28 protein-coding genes are annotated in these 26,007 nt (G+C 55.8%); 23 read left to right on the forward strand and 5 right to left on the reverse strand.

All coding sequences use genetic code 11. The features are described from left to right. Positions 1 to 111 precede the first annotated feature (111 nt). The 3 genes from AM410_RS12020 to queE are packed head-to-tail and all read left to right on the forward strand — an operon-like array spanning position 112 to position 3,104. Positions 112 to 1,671, forward strand: a complete 1,560-nt coding sequence (locus AM410_RS12020) for a maltose/glucose-specific PTS transporter subunit IIC (RefSeq protein WP_020883808.1) — start codon at positions 112 to 114, stop codon at positions 1,669 to 1,671. After that, on the forward strand, positions 1,671 to 2,378 hold the full coding sequence (locus AM410_RS12025; protein ID WP_025203360.1) for an N-acetylmannosamine-6-phosphate 2-epimerase: 708 nt from the start codon (positions 1,671 to 1,673) through the stop codon (positions 2,376 to 2,378). The genes AM410_RS12020 and AM410_RS12025 overlap by 1 nt, the downstream gene beginning before the upstream one ends. Positions 2,379 to 2,432: 54 nt before the next feature. Beyond that, on the forward strand, positions 2,433 to 3,104 hold the full coding sequence (gene queE / locus AM410_RS12030; protein WP_020883810.1) for a 7-carboxy-7-deazaguanine synthase QueE: 672 nt from the start codon (positions 2,433 to 2,435) through the stop codon (positions 3,102 to 3,104). Between the two features lie 28 nt (positions 3,105 to 3,132). On the opposite strand, the gene queD is transcribed toward queE, so the two are convergent. Then, on the reverse strand, positions 3,133 to 3,495 hold the full coding sequence (gene queD, locus AM410_RS12035; RefSeq protein ID WP_014171404.1) for a 6-carboxytetrahydropterin synthase QueD: 363 nt from the start codon (positions 3,493 to 3,495) through the stop codon (positions 3,133 to 3,135). 305 nt (positions 3,496 to 3,800) lie between these two features. On the opposite strand from queD, the gene cysJ reads away from it, so the two are divergent. The 3 genes from cysJ to cysH are packed head-to-tail and all read left to right on the forward strand — an operon-like array spanning position 3,801 to position 8,068. Next, positions 3,801 to 5,606 carry an NADPH-dependent assimilatory sulfite reductase flavoprotein subunit gene (gene cysJ / locus AM410_RS12040; RefSeq protein ID WP_014171403.1) on the forward strand — a complete coding sequence of 602 codons (1,806 nt, stop codon included), beginning with the start codon at positions 3,801 to 3,803 and terminating at the stop codon, positions 5,604 to 5,606. After that, positions 5,606 to 7,318, forward strand: coding sequence for an assimilatory sulfite reductase (NADPH) hemoprotein subunit (gene cysI / locus AM410_RS12045; protein ID WP_014171402.1), 1,713 nt, complete (start codon positions 5,606 to 5,608; stop codon positions 7,316 to 7,318). Before cysJ ends, cysI begins: the two co-directional genes overlap by 1 nt. A gap of 15 nt (positions 7,319 to 7,333) precedes the next feature. Next, complete coding sequence (gene cysH, locus AM410_RS12050) at positions 7,334 to 8,068, forward strand: phosphoadenosine phosphosulfate reductase (protein ID WP_014171401.1); 735 nt, start codon at positions 7,334 to 7,336, stop codon at positions 8,066 to 8,068. 54 nt (positions 8,069 to 8,122) lie between these two features. On the opposite strand, the gene AM410_RS12055 is transcribed toward cysH, so the two are convergent. Next, complete coding sequence (locus tag AM410_RS12055) at positions 8,123 to 9,166, reverse strand: aminopeptidase (protein WP_032678868.1); 1,044 nt, start codon at positions 9,164 to 9,166, stop codon at positions 8,123 to 8,125. Positions 9,167 to 9,412: 246 nt separating this feature from the next. Here AM410_RS12055 and cysG point away from each other — a divergent pair, with 246 nt between their 5' ends. The 13 genes from cysG to rpoS all read left to right on the forward strand — a co-directional run bounded on the left by cysG (position 9,413) and on the right by rpoS (position 20,492). Continuing rightward, positions 9,413 to 10,762, forward strand: coding sequence for a siroheme synthase CysG (cysG, locus tag AM410_RS12060; RefSeq protein ID WP_153852664.1), 1,350 nt, complete (start codon positions 9,413 to 9,415; stop codon positions 10,760 to 10,762). A gap of 9 nt (positions 10,763 to 10,771) precedes the next feature. Continuing rightward, positions 10,772 to 11,680, forward strand: coding sequence for a sulfate adenylyltransferase subunit CysD (gene cysD / locus AM410_RS12065; protein WP_006811770.1), 909 nt, complete (start codon positions 10,772 to 10,774; stop codon positions 11,678 to 11,680). A 9-nt stretch (positions 11,681 to 11,689) separates the two neighbouring features. Next, positions 11,690 to 13,114 carry a sulfate adenylyltransferase subunit CysN gene (cysN, locus tag AM410_RS12070; protein WP_047956030.1) on the forward strand — a complete coding sequence of 475 codons (1,425 nt, stop codon included), beginning with the start codon at positions 11,690 to 11,692 and terminating at the stop codon, positions 13,112 to 13,114. Continuing rightward, entirely contained in the window at positions 13,114 to 13,719 is a 606-nt protein-coding gene (gene cysC / locus AM410_RS12075; protein ID WP_014171397.1) for an adenylyl-sulfate kinase, read from the forward strand. The genes cysN and cysC overlap by 1 nt, the downstream gene beginning before the upstream one ends. A 58-nt stretch (positions 13,720 to 13,777) precedes the next feature. After that, positions 13,778 to 14,104 (forward strand): DUF3561 family protein, encoded by a 327-nt coding sequence (locus tag AM410_RS12080; RefSeq protein WP_014171396.1) that lies wholly within the window; start codon positions 13,778 to 13,780, stop codon positions 14,102 to 14,104. Between the two features lie 166 nt (positions 14,105 to 14,270). Further along, positions 14,271 to 14,582: a cell division protein FtsB gene (gene ftsB / locus AM410_RS12085; RefSeq protein WP_008499609.1), complete on the forward strand. Its 312-nt coding sequence runs from the start codon at positions 14,271 to 14,273 to the stop codon at positions 14,580 to 14,582. 19 nt (positions 14,583 to 14,601) lie between these two features. Continuing rightward, on the forward strand, positions 14,602 to 15,312 hold the full coding sequence (gene ispD, locus AM410_RS12090; RefSeq protein ID WP_040018909.1) for a 2-C-methyl-D-erythritol 4-phosphate cytidylyltransferase: 711 nt from the start codon (positions 14,602 to 14,604) through the stop codon (positions 15,310 to 15,312). Further along, positions 15,312 to 15,791 carry a 2-C-methyl-D-erythritol 2,4-cyclodiphosphate synthase gene (gene ispF / locus AM410_RS12095; protein WP_014171394.1) on the forward strand — a complete coding sequence of 160 codons (480 nt, stop codon included), beginning with the start codon at positions 15,312 to 15,314 and terminating at the stop codon, positions 15,789 to 15,791. Before ispD ends, ispF begins: the two co-directional genes overlap by 1 nt. Beyond that, entirely contained in the window at positions 15,788 to 16,837 is a 1,050-nt protein-coding gene (gene truD, locus AM410_RS12100; protein ID WP_014171393.1) for a tRNA pseudouridine(13) synthase TruD, read from the forward strand. The genes ispF and truD overlap by 4 nt, the downstream gene beginning before the upstream one ends. Further along, entirely contained in the window at positions 16,818 to 17,579 is a 762-nt protein-coding gene (surE, locus tag AM410_RS12105; RefSeq protein ID WP_020883819.1) for a 5'/3'-nucleotidase SurE, read from the forward strand. Before truD ends, surE begins: the two co-directional genes overlap by 20 nt. Beyond that, positions 17,573 to 18,199, forward strand: coding sequence for a protein-L-isoaspartate(D-aspartate) O-methyltransferase (locus AM410_RS12110; RefSeq protein WP_020883820.1), 627 nt, complete (start codon positions 17,573 to 17,575; stop codon positions 18,197 to 18,199). The genes surE and AM410_RS12110 overlap by 7 nt, the downstream gene beginning before the upstream one ends. Before the next feature lie 116 nt (positions 18,200 to 18,315). Further along, positions 18,316 to 19,440, forward strand: coding sequence for a murein hydrolase activator NlpD (gene nlpD / locus AM410_RS12115; RefSeq protein ID WP_020883821.1), 1,125 nt, complete (start codon positions 18,316 to 18,318; stop codon positions 19,438 to 19,440). A gap of 59 nt (positions 19,441 to 19,499) precedes the next feature. Beyond that, positions 19,500 to 20,492, forward strand: a complete 993-nt coding sequence (rpoS, locus tag AM410_RS12120; RefSeq protein WP_013098493.1) for an RNA polymerase sigma factor RpoS — start codon at positions 19,500 to 19,502, stop codon at positions 20,490 to 20,492. A 52-nt stretch (positions 20,493 to 20,544) separates the two neighbouring features. Here the strand turns inward: rpoS and AM410_RS12125 are convergent, their stop codons facing one another. Both AM410_RS12125 and AM410_RS12130 read right to left on the reverse strand, forming a co-directional pair. Further along, on the reverse strand, positions 20,545 to 20,922 hold the full coding sequence (locus tag AM410_RS12125; protein WP_014171387.1) for a DUF4440 domain-containing protein: 378 nt from the start codon (positions 20,920 to 20,922) through the stop codon (positions 20,545 to 20,547). Continuing rightward, positions 20,919 to 22,127: an MFS transporter gene (locus AM410_RS12130; protein ID WP_108647870.1), complete on the reverse strand. Its 1,209-nt coding sequence runs from the start codon at positions 22,125 to 22,127 to the stop codon at positions 20,919 to 20,921. Before AM410_RS12130 ends, AM410_RS12125 begins: the two co-directional genes overlap by 4 nt. A 107-nt stretch (positions 22,128 to 22,234) precedes the next feature. On the opposite strand from AM410_RS12130, the gene AM410_RS12135 reads away from it, so the two are divergent. Continuing rightward, positions 22,235 to 23,122 (forward strand): LysR family transcriptional regulator, encoded by an 888-nt coding sequence (locus AM410_RS12135; RefSeq protein ID WP_108647871.1) that lies wholly within the window; start codon positions 22,235 to 22,237, stop codon positions 23,120 to 23,122. Here the strand turns inward: AM410_RS12135 and AM410_RS12140 are convergent. Further along, on the reverse strand, positions 23,119 to 23,526 hold the full coding sequence (locus tag AM410_RS12140; RefSeq protein WP_020883824.1) for a MarR family winged helix-turn-helix transcriptional regulator: 408 nt from the start codon (positions 23,524 to 23,526) through the stop codon (positions 23,119 to 23,121). The genes AM410_RS12135 and AM410_RS12140 overlap by 4 nt on opposite strands. A 171-nt stretch (positions 23,527 to 23,697) precedes the next feature. Here AM410_RS12140 and AM410_RS12145 point away from each other — a divergent pair, with 171 nt between their 5' ends. From AM410_RS12145 to AM410_RS12155, 3 genes are read left to right on the forward strand one after another with little or no spacing between them, the layout of a single operon-like run. Beyond that, complete coding sequence (locus AM410_RS12145; protein WP_014171383.1) at positions 23,698 to 24,300, forward strand: non-oxidative hydroxyarylic acid decarboxylases subunit B; 603 nt, start codon at positions 23,698 to 23,700, stop codon at positions 24,298 to 24,300. After that, positions 24,290 to 25,717, forward strand: a complete 1,428-nt coding sequence (locus AM410_RS12150) for a non-oxidative hydroxyarylic acid decarboxylases subunit C (RefSeq protein ID WP_025203369.1) — start codon at positions 24,290 to 24,292, stop codon at positions 25,715 to 25,717. The genes AM410_RS12145 and AM410_RS12150 overlap by 11 nt, the downstream gene beginning before the upstream one ends. Positions 25,718 to 25,727: 10 nt before the next feature. Beyond that, positions 25,728 to 25,964: a non-oxidative hydroxyarylic acid decarboxylases subunit D gene (locus AM410_RS12155; RefSeq protein ID WP_014171381.1), complete on the forward strand. Its 237-nt coding sequence runs from the start codon at positions 25,728 to 25,730 to the stop codon at positions 25,962 to 25,964. Positions 25,965 to 26,007: the final 43 nt, after the last annotated feature.

A 26,007-nucleotide genomic window follows, 5' to 3' on the forward strand; every position in this document is an offset into this window, starting at 1 on the left:
ATGCCAGTCATTTCGAAAAAGTATGATCGTCATCCTGGTTATTGATGATAATTTTCACTATTAATAATTAATGTGGTAAAAATTTTCATCTATACACGAGGGGATGAAAAAATGATGCAAATGTTCAGTGGGGCTTCTTCTGGCGGATGGTTTGAGAAAGCGCAGCGCTTTGGCAAATCATTTATGTTGCCCATCGCCGTCTTGCCCGCGGCGGGTTTGTTGCTGGGGATTGGAGGCGCGTTATCAAACCCCAATACCCTCACGGCCTACCCGTTTTTAGATGTCGCGTGGCTACAGGCCATCTTTACCATTATGAGCAGTGCCGGTTCGATTGTGTTCGCCAACCTCTCGGTGCTGTTTGCTGTCGGGGTCGCCGTCGGGCTGGCAAAAAATGACAAAGGAACCGCAGGGCTGGCGGCATTGCTCGCTTTTCTGGTGATGAATGCCACCATCAATGCGCTGCTGATCCTGACCGGAAAACTGGCGCTTGAGAACCCGGGTGCCGTAGGGCAGGGAATGACGCTGGGGATCCAGACGCTGGAAACCGGTGTATTTGGTGGAGTCGTCATCGGGCTCGTGACCTGCGCGTTACATCATCGGTTCAATAAAATCGCGCTTCCGCAGTTCCTGGGTTTCTTTGGCGGTTCACGTTTTGTACCGATCGTCAGCTCGCTGGCGGCAATACTTGTCGGGGCATTAATGACCGTCATCTGGCCGCATTTCCAGAAGCTGATCTTCGGTCTGGGCGGGCTTGTGGATGCCACCGGTTATCTGGGGACGATGCTGTACGGTTTCATTTTGCGCATGCTCGGGCCGTTTGGTTTACACCACATCTTCTATCTTCCCTTCTGGACGACCGCGCTTGGCGGCAGCGAGATCGTTAACGGTCAGCTTGTCGAAGGTACGCAGCGGATCTTCTTCGCCCAGCTTGCTGACCCGACAACACGCCAGTTTTATGAAGGCACGTCGCGTTTCATGTCCGGACGTTTCATCACGATGATGTTTGGTCTGCTGGGGGCCTGCCTCGCGATGTACCACACGGCAAAACCGGAGAACAAAAAACGCGTCGCGGGGCTGTTACTTTCGGCGGCATTGACCTCGTTCCTGACGGGGATTACTGAACCTATTGAGTTCTCATTCCTTTTTGTTGCTCCTGTGCTGTACGTCATTCACGCCCTGTTTGACGGGCTGGCGTTTATGCTCGCCCATATTTTACACATCACTATCGGGCAAACCTTCTCAGGCGGTTTTATCGACTTCGTGCTGTTCGGCATTCTCCAGGGCGAGGCCAAAACCCACTGGATGTTCGTACCGCTGGTAGGGGTGCCGTGGTTCTTCCTTTATTACTTTACGTTCCGTTATCTGATTAATCGCTTTGATTTTGCCACGCCGGGGCGTGAGAAAGAGGCGATGGCGGATGAAGTGACCTTTTCGCAGAGCGAGCGTGCCGTTGCAGTGATCGCCGGGTTAGGTGGCAAAGACAATCTCGAAGAGGTGGACTGCTGCGCGACGCGTCTTCGCGTCACGGTGAAGGATGGCAGCAAAGTGAATGAATCGGCGCTGAAAGCGACCGGCGCACGCGGCGTTATCGTCCGCGGCAACGGTGTTCAGGTCATTTATGGGCCGCATGTCACGATTATTAAAAACGAAGTGGAAGAGATCTTATCGTAATGAAAACTGTACTGGATAACCTGAAGGGAAAATTGGTCGTCTCCTGCCAGGCGCTGGAGAATGAACCTCTGCATAGCGCGTTTATTATGTCACGAATGGCGCTGGCCGCCGCGCAGGGTGGGGCGGCAGCGATCCGTGCCAATAGCGTGGTGGATATCGAAGCCATCAAGCAGCAGGTAGCGCTGCCGGTTATCGGCATCATCAAACGCGATTATCCGGATAGTGAGGTGTTTATCACCGCCACGATGAAAGAAGTGGATGAGCTGATGACGGTTTCTCCGGAAATCATTGCCCTGGATGCGACTGCGCGACAGCGCCCTGGCGGCGAAGACCTGGCGACGCTGGTCGCGCATATCCGCACGCGGTACCCGTCGGTACGCCTGATGGCGGATATTTCCACAACAGAAGAGGCCGTGACGGCGCAGGCGCTGGGTTTTGATTGTGTGGGGACCACGCTTTACGGTTATACGACAGAAACCGCAGGCCATGCGCTACCGGACAATGACTGCGCGTTTCTGAAAGAGGTGCTGGCTGCCGTCGACATTCCCGTGGTGGCCGAAGGCAACGTTGACACACCTGAACGGGCGGCGAGGTGCCTGGAACTTGGTGCCTTTATGGTCGTTGTCGGCGGGGCCATCACCCGTCCACAGCAAATTACTGCGCGGTTTATGGCAGCGATTGGCGCTCAAAGCACCGATGGAGCATGACCATCTGACGGGGATCTGCGATACTTATCGTTTATCCCCTTAACTGAGATGACTATGCAGTACCCGATTAACGAGATGTTCCAGACCCTGCAAGGCGAGGGTTACTTTACCGGCGTTCCCGCCATCTTTATTCGATTACAGGGATGCCCGGTTGGCTGTGCCTGGTGTGATACCAAACATACGTGGGATAAACTCGCAGATCGGGAAGTGTCGCTGTTTAGCATTCTGGCTAAAACCAAAGAGAGCGATAAGTGGGGCGCGGGAAGTGCAGAAGATCTGCTGGCGATCATTGGCCGTCAGGGCTGGACGGCGCGCCACGTGGTGATTACCGGGGGGGAACCCTGCATCCACGATCTGACGCCGCTGACCGAGCTGCTCGAAAAGAACGGCTACAGCTGTCAGATTGAAACCAGCGGCACGCATGAAGTGCGCTGTTCTCACACCACCTGGGTGACGGTTTCGCCGAAAGTTAACATGCGCGGCGGCTACGATGTACTCTCTCAGGCTCTGGAGCGTGCTGATGAGATCAAACACCCGGTTGGCCGCGTGCGTGATATCGAAGCGCTGGATGAACTGCTCGCCACGCTGACGGATGAAAAGCAGCGGATCATCGCGCTGCAGCCTATCAGCCAGAAAGAGGATGCCACGCGCTTGTGTATTGAAACCTGTATTGCCCGCAACTGGCGGCTGTCGATGCAGACGCACAAGTACCTGAACATCGCCTAAAAAAAAGCCCGGATATTCCGGGCTTTTTTTACTCACCGCGATAGATACAGCCCGCGGTGCAGGTCTCTTTGATCATCACCGCGCTCAGCAGAGGAACCTGCGGTTTCATCTGATCCCAAATCCATTTAGCCAGCACTTCACTGGTCGGGTTTTCAAGACCCGGGATATCATTCAGATAGTAGTGATCCAGACGATCGTAGGTCGGTTTGAATGCCGCCTTCAGCTCGGCAAAGTCCATGATCCAACCGGTATGCGGATCGACGTCACCGGTTATCTCAAGACGCACCATAAACGAGTGCCCGTGCAGACGGCCACATTTATGCCCTTCAGGAACATGCGGAAGGTGGTGGGCGGCTTCGAAGGTGAAATCTTTAAACAGTGTGGTGGACATTATTGCTCTCAGTAATGCGGAAAAACCGCCGCATAGTACCGGAAAGCACAATTTTTATCATTAACTAAAACGGCTCTGTTGCCGCAACGTGGTGCATACGAGAAAGGAATACTATTTTATGATTGAATTTCAATGGGTTAGTTAATCGCTTTTACCGTTAAGAACGATAACTAAAACAGGTTAGTCCATTTGGTTATTTATTATTTCCATCCCTTCTTTAATTGTTATTATCCTCGCCGTTAACCTTATCTTCAGTTTGGATTTATTCGCTTAAAGTCCGCTTGGCTACTGGAACATAACGACGCATGACAACACAGGCCCCACCTTCAAATTTGCTTCCCCTGAACCCGGAGCAACTGGCGCGCCTTCAGGCTGCCACTTCTGATTTTTCTCCCACCCAGCTTGCCTGGGTCTCCGGCTATTTCTGGGGAATGCTTAACCAGCAACCGGGCGCTGTGGCTGCTGCACCTGCAACTGCGGTAGAAATTCCGGCGATTACGCTGATTTCTGCCTCGCAGACGGGCAATGCTCGCCGTGTGGCCGAAGCGCTGCGCGACGACCTGCTGGCCGCCAAACTGAACGTGAACCTGGTGAACGCCGGGGACTATAAATTCAAACAGATCGCGTCCGAAAAACTGCTGGTGGTGGTTGCCTCAACCCAGGGTGAGGGTGAGCCGGCTGAAGAAGCGGTGGCCCTGCATAAATTCCTGTTCTCGAAAAAAGCCCCAAAACTGAACGGGACGGCGTTCGCCGTGTTTGGCCTGGGCGACACCTCCTACGAATTTTTCTGCCAGTCCGGTAAAGATTTCGACAGCAAACTGGCGGAACTGGGCGCTGAGCGCCTGCTGGACCGCGTTGATGCGGATGTGGAATACCAGACTGCAGCCGCTGAATGGCGTGCGCGCATCGTTGACGTGCTGAAAGCACGCGTGCCGAAAGAGACGCCAGCGCAGGCTGCCGTCACCGCGGCGGGTGCAGTCAATGATATTCACACCAGCCCGTTTACCAAAGAGGCACCGCTGGCAGCGAGCCTGGCGGTTAATCAGAAAATTACCGGTCGCGCCTCTGAGAAAGACGTGCGGCATATTGAAATCGATCTCGGTGATTCCGGTCTGCGTTACCAGCCGGGCGATGCACTTGGGATCTGGTACCAGAACGATCCGGCGCTGGTTAAAGAACTGGTCGAACTGCTGTGGCTGAAAGGCGATGAGCCTGTCACCGTCGACGGTAACACGCAGCCGCTCTCTGAGGCGCTGCAGTGGCATTTCGAGCTGACGGTCAACACGCCAAACATCGTTGAAAATTACGCCACCTTAACGCGCAGTGAATCGCTGCTGCCTCTGGTGGGGGATAAGGCGAAGCTGCAGCATTACGCCGCGACGACGCCGATTGTCGATATGGTGCGTTTCTCTCCGGCACAGCTGGATGCGGATGCGCTAATCGGCCTGCTGCGTCCACTGACGCCGCGCCTCTACTCCATTGCCTCTTCGCAGGCCGAAGTGGAGAGCGAAGTGCATATCACTGTGGGCGTGGTGCGTTATGACATCGAAGGCCGTGCCCGTGCGGGCGGGGCATCAAGCTTCCTGGCCGATCGCGTGGAGGAAGACGGTGAAGTGCGCGTGTTTATCGAGCACAACGACAACTTCCGTCTGCCTGCGAACCCGGAAACACCGGTCATCATGATTGGGCCGGGTACCGGTATTGCACCATTCCGCGCCTTTATGCAGCAGCGCGCTGCAGATGAGGCGCCGGGTAAAAACTGGTTGTTCTTCGGCAACCCGCACTTTACGGAAGATTTCCTCTACCAGGTTGAGTGGCAGCGTTACGTCAAAGAAGGCGTCCTGACGCGCATCGACCTGGCCTGGTCCCGCGATCAGCAAGAAAAAGTATACGTACAAGACAAACTGCGCGAACAGGGCGCAGAGCTGTGGCGCTGGATCAATGACGGTGCCCACATTTATGTCTGCGGCGACGCCAATCGCATGGCGAAAGACGTTGAGCAGGCATTGCTGGAAGTGATTGCCGAATTCGGCGGTATGGATGCCGAAACGGCGGATGAATTTTTAAGTGAGCTGCGCGTTGAGCGCCGTTATCAGCGAGATGTCTACTAATGAGCGAAAAACATCCAGGGCCACTGGTGGTCGAAGGTAAACTGACAGACGCCGAGCGCATGAAGCTGGAAAGCAACTATCTGCGCGGCACCATTGCTGAAGATCTGAATGACGGTCTCACCGGCGGCTTTAAAGGCGACAACTTTCTGCTGATCCGTTTCCACGGTATGTATCAGCAGGACGACCGTGATATCCGCGCCGAACGTGCAGAACAGAAGCTGGAGCCGCGTCATGCGATGCTGCTGCGCTGCCGTCTTCCGGGCGGGGTGATCACCACGAAACAGTGGCAGGCGATCGATAAGTTTGCGGGTGAAAATACCCTTTATGGCAGCATCCGTCTGACCAACCGTCAGACCTTCCAGTTCCACGGCATTCTGAAGAAGAACGTGAAGCCGGTACACCAGATGCTGCACTCTGTCGGGCTGGACGCGCTGGCCACGGCCAACGACATGAACCGTAACGTGCTCTGCACCTCGAACCCGTACGAGTCCGAGCTGCACGCCGAAGCCTATGAGTGGGCGAAGAAGATCTCTGAACACCTGCTGCCACGCACCCGCGCCTATGCGGAGATCTGGCTCGATCAGGAAAAAGTGGCCACCACCGACGAAGAACCGATCCTCGGCCAGACCTATCTGCCGCGTAAGTTCAAAACTACCGTGGTGATCCCGCCGCAGAACGATATCGATCTGCACGCCAACGACATGAACTTCGTGGCGATTGCCGAAAATGGCAAGCTGGTGGGCTTTAACCTGCTGGTGGGCGGCGGTCTCTCCATCGAACACGGTAACAAGAAAACCTACGCCCGCACCGCAAGCGAATTTGGTTTCCTGCCGCTGGAGCACACGCTGGCCGTGGCTGAAGCGGTTGTCACCACGCAGCGCGACTGGGGTAACCGTACGGACCGTAAAAACGCGAAAACCAAATACACCCTGGAGCGCGTGGGCGTAGAGACGTTCAAAGCAGAAGTGGAGCGTCGCGCGGGGATTAAGTTTGAGCCGATCCGTCCGTATGAATTTACGGGACGTGGCGATCGTATTGGCTGGGTCAAAGGCATCGACAATAAATGGCACCTGACGCTGTTTATTGAAAACGGCCGTATTCTTGATTATCCGGGCCGCCCGCTGAAAACCGGTCTGCTGGAAATTGCGAAGATCCATAAAGGTGAATTCCGTATCACCGCTAACCAGAACCTGATCGTTGCCGGCGTGCCGGAAAGCCAGAAAGCGAAGATCGAGAAACTGGCGCGCGACCATGGGTTGATGGACGCGGTGAAGCCGCAGCGTGAAAACTCCATGGCCTGCGTGTCGTTCCCGACCTGCCCGCTGGCGATGGCGGAAGCAGAACGTTTCCTGCCGTCATTCACCGATAAGGTGGAAGCGATTCTGGAAAAACACGGTATTCCGGACGAGCATATTGTTATGCGTGTCACCGGCTGCCCGAACGGCTGTGGCCGTGCGATGCTGGCCGAGCTGGGTCTGGTGGGTAAAGCGCCGGGTCGCTATAACCTGCACCTCGGCGGCAACCGTATCGGAACGCGTATTCCGCGCATGTTCCGTGAGAACATCACCGAGCCGGAAATTCTTGATTCTATCGACGAGCTTGTCGGGCGCTGGGCGAAAGAGCGCGAAGCGGGTGAAGGCTTCGGCGACTTTACGGTGCGTGCGGGCATTATTCGCCCGGTGCTCGATCCCGCAAGGGATTTCTGGGAGTAAACACGAGAGGTAATTATGTCCGTACTCGATCTAAACGCCCTAAATGAACTGCCAAAAGTCGATCGCATTCTGGCGCTGGCAGAAACCAATGCGCAGCTTGAAAAGCTCGACGCCGAAGGCCGCGTGGCATGGGCCCTGGAGAACCTGCCAGGTGATTATGTGCTCTCGTCGAGTTTTGGTATCCAGGCAGCGGTGAGTTTGCATCTGGTGAACCAGATTCGTCCGGACATTCCGGTGATCCTGACCGATACCGGCTACCTGTTTCCGGAAACCTACCAGTTTATCGATGAGCTGACGGACAAGCTCGGGCTGAACCTGAAAGTCTACCGCGCGGAGCAAAGCGCGGCCTGGCAGGAGGCGCGGTATGGCAAACTGTGGGAACAGGGCGTTGAGGGCATTGAGAAATACAATGAGATCAACAAGGTCGAGCCGATGAACCGGGCGCTGAAAGAGCTTAACGCGCAGACCTGGTTTGCGGGGTTACGCCGCGAGCAGTCCGGAAGTCGCGCCACGCTCCCGGTGCTGGCGGTTCAGCGCGGGGTGTTTAAAGTGCTGCCGATCATCGACTGGGATAACCGTACGGTTTACCAGTACCTGCAAAAACACGGACTGAAATACCACCCGCTCTGGGACCAGGGTTATCTGTCCGTGGGCGATACCCATACCACGCGTAAATGGGAACCGGGCATGGCGGAAGAAGAGACGCGATTCTTTGGACTCAAGCGTGAGTGCGGATTGCACGAAGGGTAAATTCTGTTCCCTTTTCCCTCACCCTCTTACAAAGGGTGAGGGACATGTTCTGTTCTACGCTTTCCCAGCTTTTGCCAGCTCTTTCACCAGCGGCAGCATCACTTTAACCACATCCCGACTGCGATGTTCAATCCGCTGCGGCAGTGCGCTATCAATATGCTGCTGATTATCCAGCAGCACGTTATGCCAGCTCGTCCCGTCCGGGAAAGCCTTCGATTTCACCCGCTGCTGATAACCGTCTTTCTTACCCAGCATCCAGTTAGTGGCTTCCACGTACAGAACAGGAATGCCCGCTTTATCGAACACTTCACCATCGTTACAGCAGCCGGTTCCGCGAGGATAATCGGGATTCCCGCCCGGGTTGCTGGTGGCATACACCCCATGGCTGCGGGCAATCGCCAGCGCGCGGTCGCGCGTCAGTTTACGCACGGTACCCGGCGTACTCTGTCCGCTGTTGAAATAGAGCTTATCGCCGACGATCAGGTTATCGAGGTTAATCACCAGCAGCGTATTTTTCCTCTCCTCGGCACTCATGCGTTTCAGGAGATTCTCCGCGCCAAGTTTTCCCTCTTCTTCACCGCTGGTGGCAACGAAACGGATCCCGTATTGGGTTGGAATGTCTTTCATTCGCTCTGCCAGTTCGAGCATCACGCCCAGACCCGCCGCGTTATCGTCCAGCCCCTGTAACGTCAGCCCGCCGAGATTATTGTCGGTATCGGCGTCGCTCATTGGCGCGTAGGTGTCCAGGTGCGCCATGATAATGATCTGTTCCGCCGCGCTACCTTCATGCGCCGCAATGACCGTACTGCCGGTCACGTTATGCCAGTTTTTTGTTTTATTGCGCGAGGTATAGACGTAGCGGCTGTGAAACGATCGGATATCGCTCTGGTATCCCATGTCAGCAAATTGCTGGCGAATATAATCGGCGGAAAGCATTTCCGCTGGCGTGCCGGTCATACGACCCGGAAAGACGGTCGCAATATGCCGCGCCTGCATATTCGCGATTTCACCATAGGGCTGATTTTTTGCCTGGGCCGGAAGGATAAAGCAAACGCCGAGCGCCAGGGCAGCGATACGGTGGCGCGTTGCGGAAAACATAGTGAGTCCTTAAAAACAGAGCAAAATTTTAACCCGCCTAGTATGAAACTGTGATCGACCATACACAATTTGAATTGCTCTTAAATGCCCGAAAATTCGCGTGTTAAGCACTTTTTGATCTTTGCTTTTCCACGGCGTTATTCCATTGAGTAACTACTCATTCCAATTCGTAATTTCATTCGATCTAAGCCGCCCCCTATAGTCCCACTATTCCTTGTTGTTAGTGAGTTGTAGCTTGTGGACTATCTGCCCCTTTTTGCCGCGATAAAAGACAGACCTGTGCTGGTAGTCGGCACCGGTGAGGTTGCCGATCGCAAAATCGCGTTTCTGCAGCGAGCGGGGGCGCAGGTACGGGTAGTCGACGAGGCGGATTTCGACGAGTCGCAAATCGACACCGTGGTGCTGGTGATTGCGGCAACCGATAACCGTGAGCTCAACCGCCGTATTTCAGAGGCGGCTCAGGCCCGTCACCGTCTGGTGAACGTGGTGGACGATCGGCCGCTGTGTTCGTTTATCTTCCCGTCGATTGTTGACCGTTCGCCATTGCTGGTGGCCATCTCCTCCGGCGGGACCGCGCCGGTGCTGGCACGCGTGCTGCGGGAAAAAATCGAAGCGCTTTTGCCTACCAGCCTTGGGCGGATGGCGGAGAAAGCGAGCTTCTGGCGTAACCATCTGAAAACGCGCCTGACCAGCGTGACGGAACGCCGTCGCTTCTGGGAGCGCGTGTTCCGCGGCCGATTTGCCAGCCTGATGCATGCCGGAAATGAAACGGCGGCGCAGCAGATCCTCGAAGATGAGCTGGATAACCCTGGCAGTAGCGGCGGCGAGATCATTCTGGTCGGTGCGGGGCCGGGTGATGCCGGGCTGCTGACCCTGCGCGGCCTGCAGGTGCTTCAGGATGCCGATGTGGTGTTCTATGACCATCTGGTCACCGACGGGGTGCGCGAATTGATTCGCCGTGACGCAGAACAAATCTGCGTAGGCAAACGGGCGGGCGAGCACTCTGTACCGCAGCATGACACCAACCAGATGCTGGTGGCGGCGGCAAAAGCGGGCAAAACGGTGGTGCGGCTTAAAGGTGGCGACCCGTTTATCTTTGGTCGCGGCGGGGAAGAGCTGCAGGCGGCGGCTGAAGCGGGCGTGCCGTTCCAGGTCGTCCCGGGTATCACGGCGGCTTCCGCAGTGACGGCCTACGCCGGTATACCGCTTACTCACCGCGATTATGCCCAGAGCGTGACCTTTGTCACGGGCCATTACAAGGCGGACAGCACCCCGTTTGACTGGTCGCATCTGGCCCAGAGTCGTCAGACGCTGGCTATCTATATGGGCACGATGAAGGCGGCGGACATCAGTGAACAACTTATTCAACACGGTCGAGAGGCAACCACGCCGGTCGCCGTAATTTCTCGCGGCACGCGCGTCGATCAGCATGTGGCTATCGGTACGCTACAGGATCTTGCCACCCTGGCGAAAGAGGCCCCTATGCCCGCGCTTATCGTGGTAGGGGAAGTGGTGCACCTGCACAGCACACTCGCCTGGTTTCAACATACAACAGACTCAGAGGGGTTTGGCTCCTCTGTGGTGAATCTGGCTTAAGGAACGGTTATGGACCAAAAACGACTTACTCACCTGCGGCAGCTCGAAGCGGAAAGTATCCATATTATCCGCGAAGTGGCAGCCGAATTCTCTAACCCGGTGATGATGTATTCCATCGGTAAAGATTCCAGCGTGATGCTACACCTGGCGCGTAAAGCGTTTTACCCGGGTACGCTGCCGTTCCCGCTGCTGCACGTTGATACCGGCTGGAAATTCCGTGAAATGTATGAATTCCGCGACCGTACGGCAAAAGCCTACGGCTGCGAACTACTGGTGCATAAAAACCCGGAAGGGGTGGCGATGGGCATTAACCCGTTCGTGCACGGTAGTGCCAAACACACGGACATCATGAAAACCGAAGGGCTGAAGCAGGCGCTGAACAAATACGGTTTTGACGCGGCCTTCGGCGGCGCACGCCGTGATGAAGAAAAATCCCGTGCGAAAGAGCGTATCTACTCTTTCCGCGACCGCTTCCACCGCTGGGATCCAAAAAACCAGCGTCCGGAGCTGTGGCATAACTACAACGGCCAGATCAACAAGGGCGAAAGCATTCGCGTGTTCCCGCTCTCCAACTGGACCGAGCTGGATATCTGGCAGTACATCTATCTGGAAAATATCGAGATCGTGCCGCTGTACCTGGCCGCTGAACGTCCGGTGCTGGAGCGTGACGGCATGCTGATGATGATCGATGACGATCGCATCGACCTGCAGCCAGGCGAAGTGATCAAAAAACAGATGGTGCGTTTCCGTACCCTCGGCTGCTGGCCATTGACCGGTGCCGTGGAGTCCAGCGCGCAGACGCTGCCGGAGATCATTGAAGAGATGCTGGTGTCGACCACCAGTGAGCGACAGGGCCGCGTGATTGACCGCGACCAGGCAGGCTCCATGGAGCTGAAGAAACGTCAGGGTTATTTCTAAGGAGCCGCCATGAACACGACCATTGCTCAACAAATTGCCAATGAAGGCGGCGTAGAAGCTTATCTGCACGCGCAACAACACAAAAGCCTGCTGCGCTTTCTGACCTGCGGCAGCGTCGATGACGGGAAAAGCACGCTGATCGGCCGTCTGCTGCACGATACGCGTCAGATTTACGAAGATCAGCTCTCTTCCCTGCACAACGACAGTAAACGTCATGGTACCCAGGGCGAAAAACTCGACCTGGCGCTGCTGGTGGACGGCCTGCAGGCCGAGCGCGAGCAGGGCATCACCATTGATGTGGCGTATCGCTATTTCTCCACCGAGAAGCGCAAATTTATTATTGCCGACACCCCGGGGCACGAGCAGTACACCCGTAACATGGCGACCGGTGCGTCTACCTGTGAACTGGCGATCCTGCTGATTGACGCCCGTAAAGGGGTACTGGATCAGACTCGTCGCCACAGCTTTATCTCCACGTTGCTGGGGATCAAACACCTGGTGGTGGCGGTCAACAAAATGGATCTGGTGAACTTCAGCGAAGAGAAGTTTGATGAGATCCGCCAGAGTTACCTGACGTTTGCTGAACAGCTGCCGGGTAACCTGGATATTCGCTTTGTGCCGCTCTCTGCGCTGGAAGGCGACAACGTGGCTTCCCAGAGCGCGAACATGCCGTGGTATAGCGGCCCGACGCTGCTCGAAGTGCTGGAAACCGTGGAGATCCAGCGCGTGGTCGACACCCAGCCGATGCGCTTCCCGGTTCAGTACGTTAACCGTCCTAACCTCGATTTCCGCGGTTTCTCCGGCACTCTCGCGTCGGGCACCGTGGCGGTCGGTCAGCGCGTTAAAGTTCTGCCGTCTGGTGTGGAATCCACCATCAGCCGTATCGTCACTTTTGATGGCGATCTGCCGCAAGCCGGTGCGGGTGAAGCGGTCACGCTGGTATTGAAAGATGAAATTGATATCAGCCGCGGCGATCTGCTGGTGGACGCTCAGGAGACGCTGGCAGCGGTGCAGGGGGCTTCCGTTGATGTGGTGTGGATGGCTGAACAACCGCTGAGCGCCGGTCAGAGCTACGACATTAAAATCGCGGGTAAGAAAACCCGTGCCCGCGTGGACGGTATCCAGTTCCAGGTGGACATCAATAACCTGACCCAGCGCGATGTCACCGAGCTGCCGCTGAACGGCATTGGTCTGGTCGACGTGACCTTTGACGAGCCGCTGGTGCTGGATCCCTACCAGCAGAACCCGGTAACGGGTGGGCTGATCTTTATCGATCGCCTCTCCAATGTGACCGTGGGTGCCGGTATGGTGCGTGAGCCAAATGAACAGGCTACGGTAGCCTCTGAGTTCAGCGCTTTTGAGCTGGAGCTGAATGCGCTGGTGCGTAAGCACTTCCCGCACTGGGGTGCGCGCGATCTGCTGGGAGGCAAGTAATGGCCGCCCATGATGAGAACGTCGTCTGGCATCCTCATCCGGTCACCGTCGCGCAGCGCGAGAAACTTCACGGTCATCGTGGCGTGGTACTGTGGTTTACCGGGCTATCCGGCTCTGGTAAATCCACGGTAGCGGGCGCGCTGGAAGAGGCGCTACACCAGCAGGGGGTCAGTACCTACCTGCTGGATGGCGACAATGTGCGCCACGGCCTGTGCAGCGATTTGGGCTTCAGCGACGACGATCGTAAAGAGAATATTCGCAGGGTGGGGGAAGTGGCCAGCCTGATGGCGGATGCCGGGTTAGTGGTACTGACCGCGTTTATCTCACCGCATCGTGCCGAACGCCAGATGGTGCGCGAGCGCGTCGGGCAGGATCGCTTTATCGAAGTGTTTGTTGATACGCCGCTGGAAATTTGCGAAGCGCGCGATCCCAAAGGGCTGTATAAGAAAGCGCGCGCGGGAGAGTTGCGAAACTTCACCGGCATTGACTCGGTGTACGAAGCGCCTGAATCGCCTGAAATTCACCTGGAAGGTCAACAATTGGTAACAAATTTAGTAAGCCAATTATTAGACCTGCTCAGACGGGACGATATTATCAGATCCTGAGACGGTATCGTTCGGGAGCTGTCTTCCCGAACGATGAGTCACGGTCACAGGATCAGCTATGCGCAACAGTGAGAACTACATTATTACCACCGGGTCGGAGCCGTTAGCGACCGACGACGAGACGACCTGGTCCTTTCCTGGGGCCATAGTCGGCTTCGTCTCGTGGTTGTTGGCCCTGGGCATCCCTTTTCTTATCTACGGCGGTAATACGCTGTTCTTCTTTCTCTATACCTGGCCTTTCTTCCTGGCGCTGATGCCTGTGGCGGTTGTCGTCGGTATTGCGCTGCACTCGCTGCTTAATGGCAAACTTCTTTACAGTACCGTGGTCACGATTGTGACGGTGGTTCTGATGTTTGGTCTGTTATTTTTGTGGCTCATGGGCTAACTTCAGCCATAATTCAAACCGTAAACAACTGTGTGACGATATTGAGCAAGGCGATTCTGCGGAAAAAATGTGGTACATTTGCCCGCGATGTTGCGGCATCTCTGTTACCCCGGCAAAAAGATCTGGGGGCGTTTTGGGATGATGATGCCGTTTTTCAGGGGGCAGGATGGGTAAACTAACGCTGCTGTTGCTGGCTTTGCTGATCTGGCTGCAATATTCGCTGTGGTTCGGTAAAAACGGACTGCACGACTATAGCCGGGTAAGCGATGACGTCGCGGCTCAGCAGGCAACAAACGCCAAACTTAAGGCGCGAAACGATCAACTCTTTGCTGAAATTGATGACCTCAATGGCGGGCAAGAGGCGATTGAGGAACGCGCACGCAATGAACTCAGTATGACTAAGCCGGGCGAAACTTTTTATCGTCTGGTTCCGGATGCGTCTAAACGCAATCAGGGCTCAGCACAAAACAATCGATAATCAGGCCCAGGATTACGACATGGCAGTAACTTTTTCGGACGTATGCGCCGTGGTGCCGGCTGCGGGTTTTGGCCGGCGCATGCAGACAGAATGTCCCAAGCAATACCTCTCTATTGGCGATAAAACGATCCTCGAACATTCCGTGGCGGCGCTGCTGGCGCATCCGCGGGTGACGCGCGTGATTATCGCTATCAGCCCGGGTGATGCGCGTTTCGCGCAGTTACCGCTGGCAAATCATCCGCAGATTACCGTTGTTGACGGCGGCGCCGAGCGTGCCGATTCCGTGCTGGCGGGCATTCAGGCCGCCGGTGAGGCACCATGGGTTCTGGTCCATGACGCTGCCCGTCCGTGCCTGCATCAGGATGACCTTGCGCGCCTGCTGGCGCTTAGCGAAACCAGCCGGGTAGGCGGTATTCTTGCCGCCCCTGTACGCGACACCATGAAGCGCGCTGAGCCGGGCAAGCAGGCTATCGCGCACACCGTTGAGCGCGTCGATTTATGGCACGCGCTGACCCCCCAATTTTTCCCCCGCGAATTACTTCACGACTGCTTAACGCGTGCGCTTAAAGAAGGTGCGACCATCACGGACGAAGCCTCGGCGCTGGAGTATTGCGGTTTCCATCCTGAGCTGGTTGAAGGACGCGCTGATAATATAAAAGTGACGCGTCCGGAAGATTTACAGCTCGCGGAATTTTATCTTACCCGTTCGACCCATCAGGAGAAGGCATAATGCGAATTGGACACGGTTTTGATGTACACGCCTTTGGCGGAGAAGGCCCAATTATCATTGGCGGCGTACGCATTCCTTATGAAAAAGGGCTGCTTGCGCATTCTGATGGCGACGTAGCATTACATGCCCTGACCGATGCATTGCTGGGTGCTGCGGCACTGGGCGATATCGGTAAGCTGTTCCCGGACACTGACCCGGCCTTCAAAGGCGCGGACAGCCGTGCGCTGCTGCGTGAAGCCTGGCGTCGTATTCAGGCGAAAGGCTACACCCTCGGCAACGTGGATGTGACGATCATTGCCCAGGCCCCCAAAATGCTGCCGCATATCCCGCAGATGCGCGTGTTCATTGCAGAAGATCTGGGTTGCCACATGGATGATGTTAACGTCAAAGCGACGACGACAGAGAAACTGGGCTTTACCGGTCGTGGTGAAGGGATTGCCTGTGAGGCCGTGGCGCTGCTGGTGAAGGCAAGCCAATGACGGACTTCGACAACCTGACCTGGCTGCACGGTAAACCGCAGGGGAACGGGCTGCTGAAAGCCAGCCCTGAAGATTTTGTTGTGGTGGAAGACCTGGGATTCGCGCCGGATGGCGAAGGCGAACATATCCTGGTACGCATTCTGAAAAATGGCTGCAATACCCGTTTTGTGGCCGATGCGCTGGCAAAATTCCTCAAAATTCATGCCCGCGAAGTGAGCTTTGCCGGGCAGAAAGATAAACACGCCGTCACCGAACAGTGGCTCTGCGCACGCGTGCCGGGTAATACGATGCCTGATTTAAGCAAATTTGAGCTTGAGGGCTGTAAGGTACTGGAATACGCACGCCATAAGCGCAAACTGCGTCTGGGCGCGTTGAAGGGCAACCATTTTACGCTGGTACTGCGTGAGATTTCGGACCGTGACGATGTGGAAAAACGCCTGAACGCTATCAATGCGTGCGGCGTACCAAACTATTTTGGCGCACAGCGCTTTGGTATCGGCGGCAGCAACCTGCTCGGCGCACTGCGCTGGGCGCAAAGCGATGCCCCGGTTCGCGACAGGAATAAACGCAGTTTTTGGTTGTCGGCGGCCCGCAGTGCGTTGTTTAATCAGATTGTGAGCGAACGGCTGAAAAAACCGGACGCGAATCAAGTTGTTGTCGGCGATGCGCTACAATTAGCGGGACGCGGGAGCTGGTTTGTGGCAACGGCTGAAGAAATGGCCGATGTGCAGTCGCGCGTGGATACTCAAACGCTGATGATTACCGCAGCCTTGCCCGGCACGGGCGACTGGGGTACGCAGGGCGATGCGCTGGCTGCTGAGCAGTCTGCCGTCGCTGATATGCAGGCATTACAAACACTGCTGGTGCGGGAAAAAGTCGAGGCGGCACGCCGTGCGATGCTGCTCTATCCGCAACAGTTGAGCTGGAACTGGTGGGACGACGTAACCGTCGAGTTACGCTTCTGGCTGCCGGCAGGTAGCTTTGCCACCAGTGTTGTCAGGGAACTTATCAACACGTCGGGTGATTATGCGAATATTGCTGAGTAACGATGACGGGATCCATGCGCCGGGTATACAGACCCTGGCGAAACACCTTCGCGAATTTGCGGAAGTGCAGGTCGTGGCACCCGATCGTAACCGCAGTGGAGCGTCTAACTCTCTGACGCTGGAGTCGTCGCTTCGCACCTTTACCTTTGAAAATGGTGATATCGCCGTCCAGATGGGCACGCCGACCGACTGCGTTTTTCTGGGCGTGAACGCGCTGATGCGCCCGCGCCCGGACATCGTCGTCTCCGGTATTAACGCCGGGCCCAATCTTGGCGACGATGTGATTTACTCCGGAACCGTGGCCGCCGCCATGGAAGGGCGCCATCTGGGGTTCCCTGCACTGGCCGTTTCGTTAAACGGCCACACGCACTACGACACGGCGGCAGCGGTGACCTGTTCTCTCCTGCGGGCGCTCAATCGCGAGCCGCTGCGTACCGGGCGCATCCTCAATATTAACGTGCCGGATCTGCCGCTGAGTGAAATCAAAGGCATTCGCGTAACGCGTTGCGGAAGCCGACACCCGGCTGACCAGGTGATCCCGCAGCAGGATCCGCGTGGCAATACGCTTTACTGGATTGGTCCTCCTGGCGACAAGTGTGACGCCGGACCGGATACCGACTTTGCCGCCGTTGATGAAGGATATGTCTCGGTTACGCCGCTGCATGTAGATTTAACCGCGTATAGTGCGCATGATGTGGTGTCGGGTTGGCTGGATCGCGCAGGAGTGAACGCGCAATGGTAAGCAAACGTGTACAAACTCTTCTGGAACAGCTACGCGCTCAGGGGATCCGCGACGAGCATGTGCTCGACGCGCTCGCCCAGGTGCCGCGTGAGAAATTTGTAGACGAGGCGTTTGAACACAAAGCGTGGGAAAACGTGGCGCTGCCTATCGGGCAGGGTCAGACGATTTCACAGCCTTACATGGTGGCGCGTATGACGGAGCTGCTGGAGCTCACGCCCCATTCGCGCGTGCTGGAAATTGGCACCGGGTCGGGGTACCAAACCGCGATCCTGGCGCATCTGGTGCATCATGTTTGCTCCGTTGAGCGTATTAAAGGTTTGCAGTGGCAGGCGCGTCGTCGCCTGAAACAACTTGATTTACATAACGTTTCGACACGACACGGTGATGGATGGCAGGGTTGGCAGGCACGCGCCCCGTTTGACGCGATCATCGTGACGGCTGCTCCACCTGAAATTCCCGCTGCTCTGTTATCGCAGCTGGATGAAGGCGGCATTCTTGTTCTGCCTGTCGGGGACGAGCAACAACTCCTGAAGCGCGTTCGTCGGCGTGGCGGCGAGTTTATTATCGATACCGTGGAAGCCGTGCGCTTTGTTCCTCTGGTAAAGGGGGAGTTGGCCTGAGACTCAGAATTATCCAGGGTTATTAAGGCAAATTCAGCGTATGGTGTGGCGCGAAAGATTCGTGTCATCACGGTAAATTTTAAGTCACTGGTAGTTAACACATTCCTGGGGGATAAATGAGCGCGGGAAGCCCTAAATTCACCATCAGCCGTGTTGCGGCATTATCACTGGTTTCGCTCTGGCTGGCAGGCTGTACAAGTTCTAATAATGCACCTGCGCCCGTCAGTTCCGTGGGGGGATCCAGCAGCTCGGGTAACACGTCCAGCGGAATGTTGATCACGCCTCCGCCTAAAATGGGCACTGCTGCGGCACAACAAAATCCGCCCATTCAGCCAATGCAGCCTCCTGTTACGCAGCCAACACAAGTTCAGCCAGTGGAACACCCTGTGCAGACTCAAAATGGCCGCATAGTGTATAACCGCCAGTATGGGAACATTCCGAAAGGTAGCTATACCGGTGGGAGCACCTATACCGTAAAACGCGGCGACACGCTGTTCTATATTGCGTGGATCACCGGGAACGATTTCCGTGACCTGGCGCAGCGTAATAACGTCCAGGCCCCGTATGGTCTGGAAGTCGGCCAGACGCTCCAGGTGGGCAATGCGACGGGTACGCCGCTCACGCCTGGCAACACCGTTTCAGCGGCCGATGTCACTGCGCAAAATAACAGCGTTAAGCCTGCACAAAAATCCACCACGGTGGTTGCTTCACAACCGGTAATTACGTATTCTGAGGATTCAGGTGATCAGACTGCTAACAAAATGTTGCCGAATAATAAAGGGACTGCGACTGTTGTCACAGCACCGACTACGGCACCTGTGGTTAGCTCTACTGAACCGACTGCCAGCAGTATGACCTCCAGTTCGCCAATTTCTGCATGGCGCTGGCCAACTGACGGCAAGGTTATCGAAAACTTCTCTTCCTCCGAGGGAGGAAATAAAGGGATCGATATCGCAGGGAATAAGGGACAGGCTATTATCGCGACCGCAGACGGTCGTGTTGTATATGCCGGTAACGCTCTGCGCGGTTACGGTAATCTTATTATCATCAAACATAACGATGATTACCTGAGTGCCTACGCCCATAACGACACAATGCTGGTCCGGGAACAACAAGAAGTTAAGGCGGGGCAAAAAATCGCTACCATGGGTAGCACCGGCACCAGTTCTACACGCTTGCATTTTGAAATTCGTTACAAGGGGAAATCCGTAAACCCGCTGCAGTATTTGCCGCAGCGATAAGTTGACGGGGCATGCCAGCCAGGGTGTCTCGTTCAGGGATCACGGGTAGGAGCCACCTTATGAGTCAGAATACGCTGAAAGTTCATGATTTAAATGAAGATGCGGAATTTGATGAGAACGGAGCAGAGGCTTTTGATGAAAAAGCCTTAGTAGAAGAGGAACCCAGTGATAACGATTTGGCTGAAGAAGAGCTGTTATCGCAGGGCGCCACACAGCGTGTACTGGACGCGACTCAGCTTTACCTTGGGGAGATTGGTTACTCCCCACTGTTAACGGCCGAAGAAGAAGTCTATTTCGCACGTCGTGCTTTGCGTGGTGATGTTGCCTCGCGCCGTCGCATGATTGAAAGTAACTTGCGTCTGGTCGTGAAAATTGCCCGTCGTTACGGCAATCGAGGTCTGGCTCTGCTGGACCTGATTGAAGAGGGCAACTTAGGTCTCATCCGCGCAGTTGAGAAGTTTGACCCGGAACGCGGGTTCCGTTTCTCAACCTACGCGACCTGGTGGATTCGTCAGACCATCGAACGGGCGATTATGAACCAAACCCGTACGATTCGCCTGCCGATTCACATCGTCAAAGAGTTGAACGTCTATCTGCGTACTGCGCGCGAGTTGTCCCATAAACTGGACCACGAGCCAAGCGCGGAAGAGATCGCCGAACAACTTGATAAACCGGTTGATGACGTAAGCCGTATGCTGCGTCTCAACGAGCGCATTACCTCCGTTGACACCCCGTTGGGTGGCGACTCCGAAAAAGCGCTGCTGGACATCCTGGCCGATGAAAAAGACAACGGTCCGGAAGACACCACGCAGGACGATGACATGAAACAGAGCATCGTCAAATGGCTGTTCGAACTGAACGCCAAACAGCGTGAAGTGCTGGCACGTCGTTTCGGTTTACTGGGGTATGAAGCTGCAACACTGGAAGACGTCGGCCGCGAAATTGGCCTGACCCGTGAACGTGTTCGTCAGATTCAGGTTGAAGGTCTGCGTCGCCTGCGTGAAATCCTGCAGGGACAAGGTCTGAATATCGAAGCGCTGTTCCGCGAATAAGCAATCTTTCATCAAAAAAGGCCCGTCGTGAGACGGGCCTTTTTCTTTTGCGTTACGGTTGTGCCGTTTCGTGCAGCAAACGCCACGTTATCTTGCCATCCTTCTGATTGAGCACGGCGGTTGACCAGCGCACATTGACGGGCTGATCCGGGCGAGTTTGCGTTTCCCGGTAGTGAAGCACTGCGCCGTTGGCCCACGTCTGTAGCGTCGTTATCTCATCAAGAACAATTTCCAGACCAGGACGGCTGCCGCGCTGAAGGTCCAGGAAACCGACAAGCGCGTTATAGTCAAAATGGACGCCACCTGGGGTGAGCATCATAAAATCCGGCTGAAAGTGGGCAAGCAGGGCGTCAACATCCCCTTCGCCCTTACCCAACCAGTTCTCCAGCATAACGTGAACGTCGATAATGTCCTGTTCGAAATGGGTCATGGTTTCTCCTGTTGCACCTCTGAAAGCACCTGCGTGTTGTTAAGACGAAAGACGTACACGACGGGCAGTAATGTGATGGTCGCAGCAACACTAAACATCCAGTGCCATGCGGCGAGCGGCGTGAAAAACGCCAGTGTCAGGTTCAGCACCTGCGAGAGCAGGAATGCCCCGGCAAAAAAACTGATCTGACGATTAAGATTCCATAGCGCGCTGGCGTCAGGCATATCGTCGCGCGCCGTCGTTAAAAATGCGCTGCTTTGCGCCGTACTGCTGCAAAGACTGCCGCCCGCGCCCATTAACGTAAACGCGACGCCAGGTAACAACACTGTGGTAGTCGGGCTGACGTTAAGCAGCAGTAAAACGCCCAGCGCCTGTAACAGGCAACCCACGACAATGAGAGGCCGGGGACCCACGCGGTTAAAATAACGTCCGGTCGCGGTGATCGCCATAAACGAGGCCAGAGACCATGGCAGCATCAGCATCCCCGTTGCGGCAGGTGTCATGTGCGCCTCGCTCTGAAGATAATACATCCCCGTGACGTTCACCCCAATAAACATGCCGGGTACGCACAAATAGACAAGCATGGAAAAACGCAGCAGCGGGTCGGCCAGCAGGGGCAGGTTTAACAGCCTGCTCGCTTTCACGGGGGGTCTCTCATTCTTAAGCCACACGCAGGCCAGGAAAACCGTCACGGCGGCGACAGGCGTTGTGGCAAAAAATATCCATCGCCAGCTGAGTGCCTGAACCAGCACTCCCCCCAGGGCGGGTGAGCATGCAGGCGCAAGCAATGCAACCAGCATGACCGCTGAGGAGAGCCTGGCACGCTCATGGGGTTTAAACTGTTGCCAGGTCAGCGCCTGTCCGACCGGGATCAGTAAACCCCCTCCCATGCCCTGCAGCACTCGCCAGGCAATCAGGCTCTCAAGTGAGGACGACAAACCTGCCGCAACGGAAGCGGCGCTAAAGAGAAAAAGCGAAAGCAGAATGACATGCTTCGGCCCGAGCCTGCGCGTCAGCAGGGTGCTGAAGGGGATGACGAGTGTCAGACCGGCAATATAGCCGTTACTGACCCAGGCAAGCGATGAGGGCGTGGCGTTGAACGCCTGAGCCATTGACGGAAAAGCGACGCTGGCGATAAACATATTAATTAAATCAAGAAAAAAGCCCAGCAGATAGACAACGGCGACTTTGCTGCGATACGACATGGCGGCACCTCCAGTGAGGGGCGTATCGTATCGGGCAGGGAGGTACGGATAAACGTTATAAAGCGCGATATACTGTCAAAAAATTTTTGACAGTAATAGGGCTGACAATGATTAATTTGCAGCGTACCGCGATGTTTGTCGCCGTCGCAGATACCGGGAGTTTCACCGCCGCAGCAGAGGCAATGGGGCTGACAAAAGCGGTGGTCAGCTTCAATATCCGCCAGCTGGAAGATGAACTGGGTGTCACCCTGTTGCTGCGTTCCACCCGTCGACTGACGTTAACCGAGGCAGGGAGGCTTTTCCATCAACGGAGCGTCGCGCTTTTAAAGGACGCGGAACGCCTGAAGGACGACGTCCGTGCAAACCATGCAGGTCTCACGGGGGAGTTGCGGATCACCACCACACCGGAGTACGGCTCGCAGGTTGTGGTCCCGTTACTGGCTGAGTTTAGCCAGCAACACCCGGACCTTCGCGTGCGTCACGTTTCGTCTTCACTGCATGCCGATTTGATTTCAGAGCGCTTTGATGTCGCCATCCGGCTGGGAACCCTTGCAGATTCACGCTACCACGCGGCATTGATAACGGAGTTCACTATTTTCCCCGTAGCGACGCCCGGCTGGCTACGTAACCATCCTGTAGAATCGCTTGAACAGCTGGCGAAAGCTGACTGGATTATTCATGAGCGCTTAGCCTCGCCGCTGCGCTGGCAGGTGAACGATGCCTGCGGTGAGCCCGCCACGCTGGAAATTAAAAAAGCACCGCGTTTGTTTGCGGACAGTGCTCAGGCGCTGATGGCCTTTGCGGTCGCGGGATGCGGTGTGGCGCTGTTGCCGGCGTGGCTGGTGCGCCATGCGCTTGATGACGGCACGCTGGTGTCGGTTTTACCGGAATATACCTTTGCGCGGCAGGGCATCTATGCGGTTTATCCCGATGCCCCGCATGTGCCCGCGAAAGTGCGCACCTTTATCGATTTTATGCGCACCCGGGTTAACTAGTCGCGCATCATTTTTTTGACGAGTGCGGAGAATTGCGCCCGCTCGTCGTTGCTCAGCCGCCCTAAAAACGCCTCATCCACGTCATTGCCGAGCGGTTTACAGCTGGCAAGCAGCGCTTCACCTTCCGGCGTCAGAAAGACGAAACGACGGCGCTTGTCCGCCGGATCGTGCTCGCGTTTTACCAGTCCACGCGCCTCCATGCGGCTCAGCATCTCCGCGAGCGTCGCCTTTGTGCTGACCGCCACTTCTGTCAGCGCAACTTGCTCAATCCCCGGATTTTCGGCAATAGACCGCAATACCGCGTACTGCGGTTTGGTCAGTTCCGGCAATGCATGTTGCCAACGGGCAGTATGCTGTTGAAAAAGCTGGCGTAACAGGTGAAACGCCTCTTGTCTCAGTTCCATGAACACTCCGACGAAAAATTCTCTCCCTATGATAGCCGCTCTTGCCCAGGATTTTAACGCGGCAATTTTTAGCAATTAATGTGATCGTGTACGAACAATATTGTCAGAAACAGGATCCGGGAGTAACGTACCTAACATGTTCGTATGCGAACGAATTAATTGAGGTGCTGAATGAGATTGATAGTTGGAATGACGGGCGCAACGGGCGCGCCGCTGGGCGTAGCGTTGCTGCAGGCATTACGTGACATGCCGGAGGTGGAGACCCATCTGGTCATGTCGAAATGGGCAAAAACCACCATTGAGCTGGAGACACCCTACACCGCACAGGATGTGGCTGCGCTGGCCGATGTTGTCCATAGCCCGGCCGATCAGGCTGCCACTATCTCATCCGGCTCGTTTCGCACCGACGGCATGATCGTCATTCCCTGCAGTATGAAAACCCTGGCAGGCATTCGCGCAGGCTACGCCGAAGGACTGGTGGGCCGTGCGGCAGATGTGGTGCTGAAAGAGGGGCGCAAACTGGTGCTGGTTCCTCGTGAAACCCCGCTCAGCACCATTCATCTCGAGAATATGCTCGCACTGTCCCGTATGGGCGTGGCTATGGTGCCGCCGATGCCCGCGTATTACAACCACCCGCAGACCGCCGACGATATCACCCATCACATTGTGACCCGCGTGCTCGACCAGTTTGGTCTGGAGCACAAAAAAGCGCGCCGCTGGAACGGGTTGCGGGAAGCAAAACATTTTTCACAGGAGAATAAAGATGGCATTTGATGATTTGAGAAGCTTCCTGCAGGCGCTCGATGAGCAAGGGCAACTGCTAAAAATTGAAGAAGAGGTGAATGCAGAACCGGACCTGGCCGCGGCAGCCAATGCCACAGGCCGTATTGGCGACGGCGCACCGGCGCTGTGGTTCGATAATATTCGCGGGTTTACCGATGCCAGGGTGGTAATGAACACCATTGGTTCCTGGCAGAATCACGCCATTTCTATGGGACTGCCCGCGAACACCCCCGTCAAAAAACAGATTGATGAGTTTATTCGCCGCTGGGATAAATTCCCCGTCACGCCAGAGCGCCGTGCAGATCCCGCCTGGGCTCAAAATACGGTGGAGGGTGAAGACATTAACCTTTTCGACATCCTGCCGCTGTTCCGTCTGAACGACGGTGACGGCGGTTTTTACCTCGACAAAGCGTGCGTCGTTTCGCGCGATCCGCTTGATGCGGATAACTTCGGCAAGCAGAACGTCGGTATCTATCGCATGGAAGTGAAGGGAAAACGCAAGCTGGGTCTGCAACCGGTTCCGATGCACGATATCGCCCTGCATCTGCATAAAGCGGAAGAGCGCGGTGAAGATCTGCCGGTCGCGATTACGCTTGGCAATGATCCGATTATTACACTTATGGGCGCGACGCCGCTGAAATACGATCAATCTGAGTATGAGATGGCCGGTGCGCTGCGCGAAAGCCCCTATCCCATTGCGACGGCACCGCTGACCGGCTTTGATGTACCGTGGGGATCTGAAGTCATTCTGGAAGGGGTGATTGAAGGCCGCAAGCGCGAAATCGAAGGACCCTTTGGTGAGTTTACCGGGCACTACTCTGGTGGCCGTAACATGACGGTGGTGCGTATTGATAAAGTGTCTTACCGCACAAAACCTATTTTTGAATCCCTCTACCTCGGCATGCCGTGGACCGAAATTGACTACCTGATGGGCCCGGCTACCTGTGTACCGCTCTACCAGCAGCTGAAAGCAGAATTTCCGGAAGTGCAGGCGGTCAATGCCATGTATACCCACGGTTTGCTGGCGATTATCTCCACCAAAAAACGCTACGGTGGCTTTGCCCGCGCAGTCGGCTTACGTGCTATGACCACGCCGCACGGCCTGGGCTACGTGAAGATGGTGATTATGGTGGATGAAGACGTTGACCCGTTCAACCTGCCGCAGGTGATGTGGGCGCTGTCCTCGAAGGTGAACCCGGCGGGCGATCTGGTGCAGTTGTCGAATATGTCGGTACTTGAACTGGACCCGGGCTCCAGCCCGGCAGGCATTACCGACAAACTGATTATTGATGCCACCACGCCTGTTGCACCCGACAACCGGGGCCACTTCAGCCAGCCGGTACAGGATTTACCTGAAACCAAAGCCTGGGCCGAAAAACTGACTGCGATGCTGGCTGCACGCCAATAAGGAGGAAAAGATGATATGTCCACGTTGTGCTGATGAGCATATTGAGGTGATGGCAACATCACCGGTGAAAGGGGTCTGGACTGTCTATCAGTGCCAGCATTGTCTGTATACCTGGCGTGACACGGAGCCGCTACGCCGGACCCACCGCGATCATTATCCGCAAGCGTTTCGCATGACGCAGAAGGATATCGATGACGCACCACAGGTGCCGACGATCCCGCCGTTACTGGCCGACGATAAGCGCTAAAAAAAAGCCGGGTGGCGGTTTCGCCTTACCCGGCCTGTTTGTT

This window comes from Enterobacter cloacae complex sp. FDA-CDC-AR_0164 (assembly GCF_003071645.1).
Taxonomy (GTDB): Bacteria; Pseudomonadota; Gammaproteobacteria; order Enterobacterales; family Enterobacteriaceae; genus Enterobacter; species Enterobacter ludwigii.

Coding starts and splice junctions, on each gene's coding strand:
- AM410_RS12020 (WP_020883808.1), top strand. CDS start 112: ATGATGCAAATGTTCAGTGGGGCTTCTTCTGGCGGATGGTTTGAGAAA.
- AM410_RS12025 (WP_025203360.1), top strand. CDS start 1,671: ATGAAAACTGTACTGGATAACCTGAAGGGAAAATTGGTCGTCTCCTGC.
- queE (WP_020883810.1), top strand. CDS start 2,433: ATGCAGTACCCGATTAACGAGATGTTCCAGACCCTGCAAGGCGAGGGT.
- queD (WP_014171404.1), bottom strand. CDS start 3,495: ATGTCCACCACACTGTTTAAAGATTTCACCTTCGAAGCCGCCCACCAC.
- cysJ (WP_014171403.1), top strand. CDS start 3,801: ATGACAACACAGGCCCCACCTTCAAATTTGCTTCCCCTGAACCCGGAG.
- cysI (WP_014171402.1), top strand. CDS start 5,606: ATGAGCGAAAAACATCCAGGGCCACTGGTGGTCGAAGGTAAACTGACA.
- cysH (WP_014171401.1), top strand. CDS start 7,334: ATGTCCGTACTCGATCTAAACGCCCTAAATGAACTGCCAAAAGTCGAT.
- AM410_RS12055 (WP_032678868.1), bottom strand. CDS start 9,166: ATGTTTTCCGCAACGCGCCACCGTATCGCTGCCCTGGCGCTCGGCGTT.
- cysD (WP_006811770.1), top strand. CDS start 10,772: ATGGACCAAAAACGACTTACTCACCTGCGGCAGCTCGAAGCGGAAAGT.
- cysN (WP_047956030.1), top strand. CDS start 11,690: ATGAACACGACCATTGCTCAACAAATTGCCAATGAAGGCGGCGTAGAA.
- cysC (WP_014171397.1), top strand. CDS start 13,114: ATGGCCGCCCATGATGAGAACGTCGTCTGGCATCCTCATCCGGTCACC.
- AM410_RS12080 (WP_014171396.1), top strand. CDS start 13,778: ATGCGCAACAGTGAGAACTACATTATTACCACCGGGTCGGAGCCGTTA.
- ftsB (WP_008499609.1), top strand. CDS start 14,271: ATGGGTAAACTAACGCTGCTGTTGCTGGCTTTGCTGATCTGGCTGCAA.
- ispD (WP_040018909.1), top strand. CDS start 14,602: ATGGCAGTAACTTTTTCGGACGTATGCGCCGTGGTGCCGGCTGCGGGT.
- ispF (WP_014171394.1), top strand. CDS start 15,312: ATGCGAATTGGACACGGTTTTGATGTACACGCCTTTGGCGGAGAAGGC.
- truD (WP_014171393.1), top strand. CDS start 15,788: ATGACGGACTTCGACAACCTGACCTGGCTGCACGGTAAACCGCAGGGG.
- surE (WP_020883819.1), top strand. CDS start 16,818: ATGCGAATATTGCTGAGTAACGATGACGGGATCCATGCGCCGGGTATA.
- AM410_RS12110 (WP_020883820.1), top strand. CDS start 17,573: ATGGTAAGCAAACGTGTACAAACTCTTCTGGAACAGCTACGCGCTCAG.
- nlpD (WP_020883821.1), top strand. CDS start 18,316: ATGAGCGCGGGAAGCCCTAAATTCACCATCAGCCGTGTTGCGGCATTA.
- rpoS (WP_013098493.1), top strand. CDS start 19,500: ATGAGTCAGAATACGCTGAAAGTTCATGATTTAAATGAAGATGCGGAA.
- AM410_RS12125 (WP_014171387.1), bottom strand. CDS start 20,922: ATGACCCATTTCGAACAGGACATTATCGACGTTCACGTTATGCTGGAG.
- AM410_RS12130 (WP_108647870.1), bottom strand. CDS start 22,127: ATGTCGTATCGCAGCAAAGTCGCCGTTGTCTATCTGCTGGGCTTTTTT.
- AM410_RS12135 (WP_108647871.1), top strand. CDS start 22,235: ATGATTAATTTGCAGCGTACCGCGATGTTTGTCGCCGTCGCAGATACC.
- AM410_RS12140 (WP_020883824.1), bottom strand. CDS start 23,526: ATGGAACTGAGACAAGAGGCGTTTCACCTGTTACGCCAGCTTTTTCAA.
- AM410_RS12145 (WP_014171383.1), top strand. CDS start 23,698: ATGAGATTGATAGTTGGAATGACGGGCGCAACGGGCGCGCCGCTGGGC.
- AM410_RS12150 (WP_025203369.1), top strand. CDS start 24,290: ATGGCATTTGATGATTTGAGAAGCTTCCTGCAGGCGCTCGATGAGCAA.
- AM410_RS12155 (WP_014171381.1), top strand. CDS start 25,728: ATGATATGTCCACGTTGTGCTGATGAGCATATTGAGGTGATGGCAACA.